At 72.0% G+C, this 11,532-nt stretch carries 7 protein-coding genes; 5 read left to right on the top strand and 2 right to left on the bottom strand.

Annotated elements, in window-relative coordinates:
• The first annotated feature begins 202 nt into the window (after positions 1 to 202).
• Positions 203 to 1,369 carry a dipeptidase gene (locus tag KZ829_RS16325; RefSeq protein WP_220144770.1) on the top strand — a complete coding sequence of 389 codons (1,167 nt, stop codon included), beginning with the start codon at positions 203 to 205 and terminating at the stop codon, positions 1,367 to 1,369.
• A 300-nt stretch (positions 1,370 to 1,669) separates the two neighbouring features.
• On the opposite strand, the gene KZ829_RS16320 is transcribed toward KZ829_RS16325, so the two are convergent.
• Both KZ829_RS16320 and KZ829_RS16315 read right to left on the bottom strand, forming a co-directional pair.
• Entirely contained in the window at positions 1,670 to 4,513 is a 2,844-nt protein-coding gene (locus tag KZ829_RS16320; protein ID WP_220144769.1) for a DUF6493 family protein, read from the bottom strand.
• Positions 4,510 to 5,844, bottom strand: a complete 1,335-nt coding sequence (locus KZ829_RS16315; RefSeq protein ID WP_220144768.1) for an SWIM zinc finger family protein — start codon at positions 5,842 to 5,844, stop codon at positions 4,510 to 4,512. Before KZ829_RS16315 ends, KZ829_RS16320 begins: the two co-directional genes overlap by 4 nt.
• Positions 5,845 to 6,052: 208 nt before the next feature.
• On the opposite strand from KZ829_RS16315, the gene pgi reads away from it, so the two are divergent.
• The 4 genes from pgi to KZ829_RS16295 all read left to right on the top strand — a co-directional run bounded on the left by pgi (position 6,053) and on the right by KZ829_RS16295 (position 11,429).
• Positions 6,053 to 7,684, top strand: coding sequence for a glucose-6-phosphate isomerase (pgi, locus tag KZ829_RS16310; RefSeq protein ID WP_220144767.1), 1,632 nt, complete (start codon positions 6,053 to 6,055; stop codon positions 7,682 to 7,684).
• A gap of 33 nt (positions 7,685 to 7,717) precedes the next feature.
• Entirely contained in the window at positions 7,718 to 8,788 is a 1,071-nt protein-coding gene (locus KZ829_RS16305) for a winged helix DNA-binding domain-containing protein (protein ID WP_308285514.1), read from the top strand.
• A 60-nt stretch (positions 8,789 to 8,848) separates the two neighbouring features.
• Entirely contained in the window at positions 8,849 to 10,159 is a 1,311-nt protein-coding gene (locus tag KZ829_RS16300; RefSeq protein WP_220144766.1) for a carbohydrate-binding protein, read from the top strand.
• A 109-nt stretch (positions 10,160 to 10,268) separates the two neighbouring features.
• On the top strand, positions 10,269 to 11,429 hold the full coding sequence (locus tag KZ829_RS16295) for a dienelactone hydrolase family protein (RefSeq protein ID WP_220144765.1): 1,161 nt from the start codon (positions 10,269 to 10,271) through the stop codon (positions 11,427 to 11,429).
• The last annotated feature ends 103 nt before the right edge of the window (positions 11,430 to 11,532 follow it).

The following is an 11,532-nucleotide window of genomic DNA, read 5'->3' as shown; positions in this document are numbered from 1 at the left end:
GCCGGCCCTTCGCCAGGCCCTCGCCGGCCCTTCGCCAGGCCCTCGCCGGCCCTTCGCCAGGCCCTCGCCGGCCCTTCGCCAGGCCCTCGCCGGCCCTTCGCCAGGCCCTCATCGGCCTCGAACGGGGTTCGCCGGCCCTTCACGCCGGCCCCGAACGGGCGAACCGCTTGCACCGGACGCCCCGGGCCGGTAGCCAGAGGGAATGAACTTGATCATCGACGGCCACAACGACCTGCCGATGCGCCTGCGTGAGTGGCACGGATCGGCCGTGGCCGGGCTGGAGAAGGAACGACCACCGCTGCACACCGACCTGCCACGGCTGCGGGCCGGCGGGGTGGGCGGCCAGTTCTGGTCCGTCTACGTGCCGTCCGATTTGTCCGAGCCGGAGGCGGTCACCAGCACCCTCGAACAGATCGACCTGGTACACCGGATGGTCGCCGCCTACCCGGACGACCTCGCGATCGCCTACACGTCAGCGGACGTGCAACGGGCCATGACCAGCGGGCGGATCGCCTCGCTGATCGGCGTCGAGGGTGGGCACTGCCTCGGTGGTTCGCTCGGCGTGCTGCGCTCGCTGGCCCGCCTCGGCATCCGCTACGTGACCCTCACCCACAATCACCACACGTCGTGGGCGGACTCGGCCACCCAGGCCCCGGTACACGGCGGCCTGACGGCCGAAGGGCGAGCGATCGTACGGGAGATGCAGCGCCTGGGCGTGCTCGTCGACCTGTCGCACGTCTCCGCGGACACCATGCGCGACGCCCTCGACGAGGCGGTCGCACCGGTGATCTTCAGCCACTCCGGCGCCCGGGCCGTCACCGACCACCCCCGCAACGTCCCCGACGACGTGCTGTCCCGCCTGCCCGCCAACGGCGGCGTAATCCAGCTCACCTTCGTCTCGTTCTTCGTCTCCGCGGCCGCCCGCGACTGGGCGCGGGCCGCCGACGCCGAATGGGAGCGCCTCGGCCTGCCGCCGTTGGCCGAGGACTGGCCGCGCGGACCGCACCCGGACGAGGATCCGGCCCGGGTACCCACGTCGCCGATCACCGACTACGCCGACGAACCGGCCTTCCACGCGTGGCTGGCGGCCAACCCGAAGCCCGCCGCCACCGTCGCCCAGGTGGCCGACCATGTCGAACACGCCCGCGAGGTGGCCGGCGTCGACCACATCGGCATCGGCGGCGACTTCGACGGAACCCTGGAGGTCCCCACCGGACTGTCCGACGTCTCCGCCTACCCTCGCCTGCTCGCCGAACTGCGCGATCGAGGCTGGTCCGACCTCGACCTGGAGAAACTCGCCAACCGCAACATCCTCCGCGCACTGCGCGACGCGGAGGAGCACGCGACCGACCCACTCTGGCCCTGCTGACACTCGCGCCTCCGAGCCGTCACCCCCTCCCCGGTACGCCCGGAGCACACCGAACCGCCCTTCCACCCGCCATTGCCTTGCCGAGCGTGTCCGTTCCGAGGTGCACTGTGGTCGATCTTTCCCGGCTGCCCCTGGGCGCTGTCTCAACGGCCCTGAGACAGCGCCCAGGGGCAGACAGACAAGATCAGCCGGTGTCCGGCAGCCCAGCCAGGCCCGCACGCCGCCGAGCCGCCGGGGGTGTGGTCGGGCGTAGCGGGGCCGGACGGGCGCCGGGGGAGCGAGACCCGTCCGGTCGGCCGGTTACGGCGCCAGCAGGGAACGCAGGCGCTTCGCCTCCTGGACCAGGCGGGACGAGCCTGGTCGGGCCGCCTCCGCGGCGAGACCGGGGATCTCGTCGCGGGCGCCGATCGTGACGGCCACCTGGGTCGCCAGCTCCAGCAGGTCGGGCAGCGACCGGGGTTTGGCCGCCAACAACTCGGGCAGCGCCGCGGTGAGCAGCTCCCAGACGGCCACCGAGGCGCCGGCCCGGTGGGCGTCGGCCAGTCCGGGGACGACCCGGCTCAGCTTGACCGTGCCGTCCGAACAGAGATCGCCCAGCACGGCCCCGACCGAGCCGGCGAAGGTCGCGCCGCTCCCGGTGGTGGTGGGGCCCTCGGCGGAGGTGCAGGCCGCGTTGGCTGGGCCCCCGGCGGAGGTGCAGGCCGCGTTGGCTGGGCCCTCGGCGGCGGTGTCGGCCGCGTTGGTCGGGCCCCCGGCGGTGGAGGCCGTGGCGGCCGCGAGGGTCAGGAAGGCGTCGACGGCGGCGGCGCGGTCGGGCTCCTGCTTGGCTCCGAACGTGTAGGCCAGCGCCGTGACCAGGGCCGGGCCGATCGGGCCGGTACCGTCGGCCAGCAGGGGCAGCAGCCGGCCTGGACCCTTCTGGTCCTGGTCGGCCATCGACGCCACCTCGCCCAGCGCCCAGGCCGCGGCCGCCTCCCGGTGGTGCGGCAGGACCATGGCCAGCACCTCCTCGACGCCCTTGAAGTCGTCCGGCATGTAGACCGGGTACTTCAACGGGTCGAGCGTCAGCAGCTGCCGCTCCAGGCGCAGGCCGCCGTCGCGGGCCGGGCGCAGCCGGGCCGCCAGCCGACGGGGCACCGGGGCGTCCCAGGTGTAGCTGCCGTTGGCCTTCCGGTCGCCGAACTGGGTGAAGGGCTCGCTGACCGGATCGGGCAGGCCGCCGGAGGCCAGCCACTGGGCGAACTGCCGCCCGGCGGCGGAGGCCAGCTCAGCGGCGCCGGCGGTCACCTCGGCCGGGACGGGCGCGCGGGGCAGCCGCAGCAGCGCCTGCTCCAGGTCGAAGGGCCACGGCTGCCAGCCCTCCGCGTCGGCCCGGGACAGCCGCTCCAGCAGGACCGCCGGGTCGAGGCTGCCGTTCACCCGGGTCGGGGTGGCGACCAGCATGGGCATCATCGATCCGTTGAGGTGCACGGCGACCTCGGCGGCGCGCAGGGCCAGCACGCCGTCGGGCCGGTCGGACAGCTTGGAGTCGACGCCCCCGCGGCGGCCCTCCTGCCAGGCGACCCGCACGGCGCTGTGCAGCCGCTGGTGGGTGCTGTCGTGGCGGGGCGCGTCGATCACCATCCGGATGGCGGTGGCCAGGCAGACGAACGGCGAGCCGGAGTTCCATCGGCTCTCGGAGAACCAGCCCGGATACCGTTCCATCACCGGGCGGAGGGCTGTCGCCAGCGCGCCCCGCCCGTCGCGGGCGTGCAGCGTGACGAGCGCGGCGAGGACCCGCTCCCAGCGGACGCCGGACTGCTCGTGCAGCAGCGCCACGACCTCCTCGGCGAGCTCGGCGGCGGTCGCGATGGGCGGCGGCATCAGCACGGGCTCGGCCGGCGGCGGCGGCGACGGCACACCGGTGGACCCGGCCATCGGGGCGGCGCTGCCGAACAGCTCCGCGGCACGGGCCGGAAGGTCACCGGCGAGGACCTGGGCCGCGTCCGCCAGCCGGGTGAGCAGCTCCGGGCCGAGGCGTGGCACCTGCTTGCCGATCAGGGTCAGCGCCCGCTCCTGAATGTCGAGGGCCGGGTGGCCGAACGCGACGCCGATCGTCTCGAACACCTCGCCGGCCCGGCCCGGCTCCCGCCGGGCCACCTTCTCCAGCCAGGAGATCTGTGCCTTGACTAGCGTCTTCTCCCTACGCAGGAGAGCCGTGGCGCTGGTGTCGAGCAGTGTCTCCAGATCGAGGCGCCCGGCGCCGTCCAGGGTGCGCAGAGCCCGCTGGGACAGCGCCGCCACCGGGCCGGCCCCCTCGGCGAGCATGCGCGCGTGGTCGAGCGCGTGCCCGGCGATCTCGTCGACCGTCGGCGCCAGCTCGTCGTGCAGCAGCACGAACGGGCGCAGCGCGTTGGGCTTGTCGCCCCGGACCAGCCGGTCGACGACCGCGGTCAGGATGTCCTTGCGCTCCAGCCGGCCCTCGGCGACCAGCGACACGACCGCGGCGGGGAAGTGATGGGCGGGGCTCGGCGGGCCCTCCGGCTCACCCCACGAGGAGTGGGTGATGTCGGCGCCGAGGCCGTCCATCTCGAAGACGGCGGGCAGGAGGAGATCGAGGTACGGGTCCTCCCGCATCCGCACGTTCAGCGGGGGACGCTTCTGGCCCCGGTCACCGTAGGACCGGAGAAGGCTGAGCAGCCAGCCGTGCACGATGCCCTCGGTGACCGGCGGCTCGACCCCGCCGGCCCGCATGACCGAGGTGGTGAACGCCCACTCCCCGTTGTCCCAGTTGTTGCGGGTCGGCAGCCGCCGGGACAGCCGGGCGCCCAGGTCGCCGAGCCAGTCCAGCTCACGGGCCAGCGCGACCGCCAGGAACCGGTCGACCGGGATCATCCGCCACATGGCCCGCAGCTCGCGGCGCATCAGCAGGGTCGCGGCCTTGGCGGCGGTGGGCGCCGTGCCGATGACGGCCAGTGCATACCCCGGAGCGGGGTTGGTGTCCGAGCGCCACCACACACTCGGGTCGGCGCCCTTGATGCCGGCCTCGACCGCTTTGCCGAAGGCGAGCCGGTCCTCCTCGCTCGCGTGCAACAGCAGCCGCGCCACTCCGGCGTGGTCGCCGCAGCGGGCCCGCCGGTCGAGCATCTCCCAGTCGAGCCTCATGCCGTGGCCTCGACGGAGTCCTGGTCGGCGGTCTCGCCGGCGAGGACCATCCGGACGGCGAGGGCGTGCTTGCACGGGCCGCGGTCGCCACGGTGCTTGGCCCACCACGGGCAGGTGCAGGAGGTGGCGTCCCGGACGTGGTAGGTCTCGGTGCCGCTGAGCACCACCGACACCTCCGGGCCTGGGGTGACCGCCCCGGCGGCGACCAGGGCGCGGGCGCCGGCCAGGCGGGGGTTCATCTTCTCCACGACGTCGGCCGAGTAGGGCAGCGTGCGGTGGAAATAGCCCGCCTCGGCCACGTCGTAGCCGACCCGCCCGGACGTGCCGAGCTGGGTGAGCGCGTCACGGACCCGGCGGGCGTCCAGCCCGGAGGCTCCGGCGAGCGCGTCCACGTCGATCGTCGGGTCCCAGGAGAGCAGGGCGCTGATCAGGTCGGCGTCGTCGGCCGCCTCGTCACTGGCGAGCGAGTCGAGGACGGCGCCCTCGCCGGAGAAGCCCCGGTACGGCTCCGGCGACAGGGTCAGCGACAGCCGCAGCGACGGCATGCTCAGCTCCCAGGTGCTGGCGACCGGACCGCTGCCCGCCGCGACGGCCGGACCGTAGACGGCGAGGCGTGTCGCATACCGGAGGAAGGGTTTGAGGGCGGCGAGGCGCCCGGCGCCCGGCAGGCAGACCGCGCCCGGCGTGGGCCGGGACGTGAAGCGCAGCGAGCGCCCGGCCGGAACCGCCCAGAGCACCGACTTGTCGGTGGCCGGGAGCCGGTTGAGCAGGATCCGCGCCTCGGCGACGCCGATCTCGGCCCGTGGGTCGAAGCGGGCGGTCAGCGCCTGCGCCTCGGCGAAGCCGCGCAGCCAGCGCGACGGCAGCGGCACCTTCCGCTCCACCAGCTCGCCGTCGAAGGTGGTGACGGTGAGGTCGTCGGGGCCGACCGCCACGTGCATCGGGTCGGCCCGGCCGACCCGGGTGAGCGCCCGCTGCAGGGGCAGGTTGACGTCCACATTGGTGGTGCCGTGCGCGACGATGTCGCCGTCGAGGCCGGCGGGCAGCACGTCCATCCGGGCGTAGACGCCGCAACAGCCGGAGAACGACTCGAACCGCAGCCGGTCGGAGCCGGCCGTGACGACCGGGTCGAGGCTGGCCGGCGGCAGGGGCCGGAAGTATCGGGTCCGGGCGACCTCGGCGACCGCCAGCAGGCCGGTGGCCGCGGCGCCGGGATCGGTGAGGAAGCCGGTGAAGAAGCGGGGGTGCGCCGCCGGGCCACCGGAAGTCTGCAGGGTGAGCCCGTCGTCGAGGGTCGACGAGCCGAGGTACGAGTACGCCGCGGAAACCATGCCGCAGAACCTAGATGCCGGGTACGACATTTTCGAAGGGGCCGAAACGGCGCGGCCGGTTCATCGGAGTGAGAAGGGGGACACCCGGGTACACCGGCCCTGGACGGGGACTAACCTCGCGGGCAGGGTGACGACCCGGCCGGTTCGCGGGTGCCGGGCACCGGTTCGTGCCACGATTTCTGCGTCGTCCAGGTTCGGAGTGGGAGAGATGAGCGAACGCGTTTCCGACAGCGCCGAGTGGCAGAGCCTCCAGGGGCTCGCCGAGAAGTTCTCGGCGGTGCATCTGCGTGACCTGTTCGGCAGCGACCCGCAGCGCGGCGAGCGCTACGCCGCCGAGGTCGCCGGGCTGTATGTCGACTACAGCAAGAATCTGGTCACCGACGAGGTGCTGAGCGCCCTGTTCGCGCTGGCCCGGCGGGCGAGGCTGGGTGAGCGGGTCACCGCGATGTTCTCCGGCGAGCACATCAACATCACCGAGGACCGCGCCGTCCTGCACACCGCGCTGCGGCTGCCGCGCGACGCCGCGCTCGTGGTCGACGGCCAGAACGTGGTGGCCGACGTGCACGAGGTGCTGGACCGGATGGGCGCCTTCGCGGAGAAGGTCCGTTCCGGGGAGTGGAAGGGCTCCACCGGCCAGCGCATCAGGACCGTGGTGAACATCGGCATCGGCGGCTCCGACCTGGGCCCCGTGATGGCGTACGAGGCGCTGAAGGACTACGCGCAGCGCGACATCGAGTGCCGGTTCGTCTCCAACATCGACCCCACCGACCTGTTCGAGAAGACCCGCGACCTGGACCCGGCCACCACCCTGTTCATCGTGGTGTCCAAGACCTTTACCACCCAGGAGACGCTGACCAACGCCAAAGAGGCGCGATCCTGGCTGCTCACGGGCCTCGCATCAGGAGACGAGGCGGTCGCCAAGCACTTCGTGGCGGTCAGCACCAACGCCGCGAAGGTCGCCGACTTCGGCATCGACACGGCGAACATGTTCGGCTTCTGGGACTGGGTCGGTGGGCGCTACTCGCTGCCGTCCGCGGTCGGCCTCTCCGTCATGATCGCGATCGGCCGGGAGCGTTTCGCCGAGATGCTCTCCGGCTACCACGCCGTCGACGAGCACTTCCGCAGCGCCCCGCTGGAGGAGAACGTTCCGGCCCTGCTCGGCCTGCTCAACGTCTGGTACGACACGTTCCTCGGCGCCCAGTCGCACGCCGTGCTGCCCTACGCGCAATATCTGCACCGGTTCGCCGCCTACCTCCAGCAGCTCACCATGGAGAGCAACGGCAAGTCGGTGCGCCTGTCCGGCGAGCCGGTCACCTTCCAGACCGGCGAGGTGTTCTGGGGCGAGCCCGGCACCAACGGCCAGCACGCCTTCTACCAGCTGATCCACCAGGGCACCAAGCTGATCCCGGCGGACTTCATCGGCTTCAGCGTGCCGAACCACGACATCGGTGAGATGCACGACCTGTTCATGTCGAACTTCCTGGCCCAGACCGGCGCGCTGGCCTTCGGGCGGACCCTGGAGCAGGTGCGGGCCGAGGGCACCGACCCGAAGGTGGCGCAGCACCGGGTGATGCAGGGCAACCACCCGACCACCACGATCCTGGCGGAGAAGCTGACGCCGGCGACGTTCGGGCAGCTGGTGGCGCTCTACGAGCACATCACCTTCACGCAGGGCGTGATCTGGGAGATCAACTCGTTCGACCAGTGGGGTGTCGAGCTCGGCAAGGTGATGGCCAACCAGCTGGCGCCGAAGCTGACCTCCTCCGCCGCGCCCGCCGACGACGCCGACTCGTCGACGAACACGCTGATCAAGCGGTACAGGACGCAGCGCGGCCGCTGACTTTTGTCGTACCCCGCTTCTAGGCTCAGGGTCGTGGACGTGAACACGGCCCTGAGCCTTCGGATGACCAGCCTTCTTCTCGGCCCGCGCTCCCAGCCCGGCGTGCTGGGGGTCGCGGAGTGGTTCGGCGCCATGCAGGCGCAGGATCTCAACAGCGTCCTCTGGTCGCTCGGCGCCCGCCTGCCCGGCCTCACCCTGCCGGAGGTGGTGGCGGCGACCGAGCGGGGCGACGTCGTGCGGACCTGGCCGATGCGCGGCACGGTTCATCTCGTCCCCTCGGCCGACGCCCACTGGATGCTCGAGCTGACCGGGGTGCGCATGCTGGCCGGCGCGGCCAAGCGACGCGAGCAGATCGGCCTCAGCGGCGACGACGCCGAGCGGGCGGTGGAGATTCTCGGGTCGGCGCTGGCGGGCGGCGGCCGGCAGACGCGGTCCTGGTGCCTGACGGCTCTCCGGGAGGGCGGGATCGAGGTCTCCGGTCAGCGCGGCTACCACCTGTTGTGGTTCGCGGCCCAGCGCGGCGTGACGGCCATCGCGCCCAACGAGGGGGCCGAGCAGACGTTCGTGCTGCTCGACGACTGGGCGACGAAGCGCAACGACCCGTCCCGGGAGGAGGCGCTGGCGATCCTGGCCCACCGCTACTTCCGGTCGCACGGTCCCACCACGATCAAGGACTTCGCCGGCTGGACCGGGTTGACGATGACCGACGCGCGGGCCGGGGTGGCGGCCGCCGGGCTGACGGCGGTCGACGTCGAGGGTGTGGCGATGTGGGCCGATCCGGCGGTGCTCGACGCCGGGCCGGTGACCGGTTGGTGGGCGCTGCCCGGATTCGACGAGTACCTGTTGGGTTACAAGGACCGGTCCATGATGGCCACCGCCGACCAGCTGGCCCGGGTGGTGCCGGGCGGCAACGGCGTCTTCCAGTCCACGCTGGTGTGTGACGGCCGGGTGATGGCCACCTGGAAACGAACGCTGGGGAAGACGGCGGTCACCGTGACGGTGCAGCCGATGGCCGAGTTCGACCTCGACCAGGCGCGGACGGCCCTGGAGCCGTTCGCCGCGTTCGTTGGCCTGCCACTCAAAATTACTGTTAAGAACCCTTGATATTTACGTTTGTGAACTCCACGATGTGCTCACACGCTCGTACGTCGCCGAGGAGTTCATATGAGGCTGCGCCGGAAGATGCTGGCCGTGGTCGTCGGAGCGGGGGTGGTGCTGGGCTCGGCGGTGGCCTTCACCGCCACCGGCAACGCGGCCGTCACCTGCTCCACGACCGTGTGGGCGGAGGGCAACACCTACACCGCGGGCGCCCAGGTCACCTACCAGTCCGCCCTGTACCAAGCGCTGGTCACCCACACGGCGCACGTCGGCGCGGGGTGGAACCCGGCCGCGACCCCGTCGCTGTGGAAGTCGCTGGGCGCCTGCACGGGCGGCGGCACACCGTCGCCGTCGCCCTCCTCGTCTTCGGCGAGCCCGTCGCCGTCGGTCTCGGTGAGCCCCTCCACGTCCCCGTCGACCCCCACCGGGTGCGGGCTGCGCGGCCGCCCGGCCGGCAAGGTCCTCCAGGGCTACTGGGAGAACTGGGACGGCGCCTCCAACGGCGTCCACCCCGGCCTCGGCTGGATCCCGGTCAACGACAGCCGGATCACCCAGCACGGCTACAACGTGCTGATGGCCGCCTTCCCGGTGATCCGCTCGGACGGCACCGTCCTCTGGGAGAACGGGATGGACGCCGGGGTCAAGGTCCCGACCGTCGCCGAGATCTGTGCGGCCAAGGCCCAGGGCGCCACTGTCCTGATGTCCATCGGCGGTGCGACCGCCGGCATCGACCTGAGCTCCAGCGCCGTCGCCGACCGGTTCGTGGCGACCATCGTGCCGATCCTGAGGCAGTACAACTTCGACGGCATCGACATCGACATCGAGACCGGGCTCACCGGCAGCGGCAGCATCACCACGCTGTCCACCTCGCAGGCGAACCTGATCCGCATCATCGACGGGGTGCTGGCGGCCATGCCGTCGAACTTCGGCCTCACCATGGCGCCGGAGACGGCGTACGTGACCGGCGGCAGCGTCACCTACGGCTCGATCTGGGGCTCGTACCTGCCGATCATCAAGAAGTACCTGGACAACGGCCGGCTGTGGTGGCTCAACCAGCAGTACTACAACGGCAGCATGTACGGCTGCGCCGGTGACTCCTACTCGGCCGGCACCGTGCAGGGCTTCACCGTCCAGACCCAGTGCCTCGCCAGCGGCCTCACCATCCAGGGCACGACCATCCGGATCCCGGTCGACAAGCAGGTCCCCGGGCTGCCCGCCCAGACCGGCGCCGGTGGCGGTTACATGACGCCGGCCCTGGTGTCCCAGGCGTACAACAGCGTCCCGGGCCTCAAGGGCCTGATGACGTGGTCGATCAACTGGGACGGGTCGAAGGGCTGGACCTTCGGCGACAACGTCAAGGCCCTCCAGGGTCGCTGACTCCCTCCGCCACCCTTCCCGGACCGTCCCCGGGAAGGGTGGCACCATATTGTTGACATGCGGGAAAGGGCTTTCTAGCGTTCGGATTCCATCGATAAGGAGGAATCCGATGAAGCGGCGTTCCGTGATCTCCCTACCCGCTGTGGCGCTCGCCGCCCCGCATGTCGCCGAGGCCGAGGCGCGGGCGGCGGCCGGTTTCGAGGGCCCGTCCGTGATCACCGGCAACCTTCCGGTCTTCCACGAGCGCCTCAAGGACGAGCTGACCTTCCCCCTCGCCTTGTCCCGCCACAGCCACCACGACTTCCGGTCCTGGAAGCGCCGCGCCCGCGCCCAGTTCGAGACGCTGCTCTGCGAACCCGCCGACCACACCCCCTTCCGGCCCGAGGTCGTCGACGAGCAGCCCGCGACCGGGTACCGCCGCCGCCAGCTGATCTTCAACGTCACCCGGAACAGCCGCGTCCGCGCCACCATGCTGATCCCCGACGGCGACGGCCCGTTCCCGGCCGCTCTGCTGCTGCACGACCACGGCGCGAGGTTCGACATCGGCAAGGAGAAGCTGATCGAACCCTGGTACGACGACATCCGCCGGGCCTCCGCCCAGGCCTGGGCCGGCCGCTACTTCAGCGGCCGCTTCGTCGGCGACCACCTCGCCTCCCGCGGCTACGCCGTCCTCGCCGTCGATGCCCTCGGCTGGGGCGACCGCGGTGGCCTCACCTACGAGGGCCAGCAGGCGCTGGCGAGCAACCTCTACAACCTCGGCTCGTCGCCGGCCGGTCTGATGGCCCGCGAGGACGCCCGCGCCGCCGCCCTGCTGGCCACCCTGCCCGAGGTCGACCCGCGCCGGATCGCCGCGGTCGGCTTCTCCATGGGCGGTTACCGCGCGTGGCAGGTGGCCGCACTCTCCGACCACATCGCGGCGACCGTCTCCGCCTGCTGGATGACCGGCCTCAAGGAGATGATGGTGCCCGGCAACAACACGCTGCGCGGCCAGTCGGCGTTCTACATGCTGCATCCCGGCCTCTACCGCCACCTCGACATCCCCGACGTGGCCAGCCTCGCCGCCCCGCGCCCGATGTACCTGACCGACGGCGAACTCGACCCCCTCTTCACCCCCGAGGGCATCGCGATCGCCTACGCCAAGATGGCCGCCGTCTGGTCCTCCCAGCGCGCCGGATCCCGCCTGCGCACGAGGACGTGGCCCGGCCTCGGCCACGTCTTCACCGCCGAGATGCAGGACGCCGCCTTCACCTGGCTCGGCGAACACCTCTAGACCAACTTCCAGCCCTCTCCGGTACGAGTGACGCCGTCCCGTTCCTTTCAGGACAGCCCTGCCCTGCCGCGCGAGCTTCCTGCCCACTCCGGCCTGTGCCGCG

The sequence above is a fragment of the Actinoplanes hulinensis genome, assembly GCF_019429605.1.
GTDB lineage: Bacteria > Actinomycetota > Actinomycetes > Mycobacteriales > Micromonosporaceae > Actinoplanes > Actinoplanes campanulatus.
This window is presented reverse-complemented; position numbering and strand designations above follow the sequence as displayed.

Coding starts and splice junctions, on each gene's coding strand:
- pgi (WP_220144767.1), top strand. CDS start 6,053: ATGAGCGAACGCGTTTCCGACAGCGCCGAGTGGCAGAGCCTCCAGGGG.
- KZ829_RS16300 (WP_220144766.1), top strand. CDS start 8,849: ATGAGGCTGCGCCGGAAGATGCTGGCCGTGGTCGTCGGAGCGGGGGTG.
- KZ829_RS16295 (WP_220144765.1), top strand. CDS start 10,269: ATGAAGCGGCGTTCCGTGATCTCCCTACCCGCTGTGGCGCTCGCCGCC.
- KZ829_RS16325 (WP_220144770.1), top strand. CDS start 203: ATGAACTTGATCATCGACGGCCACAACGACCTGCCGATGCGCCTGCGT.
- KZ829_RS16315 (WP_220144768.1), bottom strand. CDS start 5,844: ATGGTTTCCGCGGCGTACTCGTACCTCGGCTCGTCGACCCTCGACGAC.
- KZ829_RS16320 (WP_220144769.1), bottom strand. CDS start 4,513: ATGAGGCTCGACTGGGAGATGCTCGACCGGCGGGCCCGCTGCGGCGAC.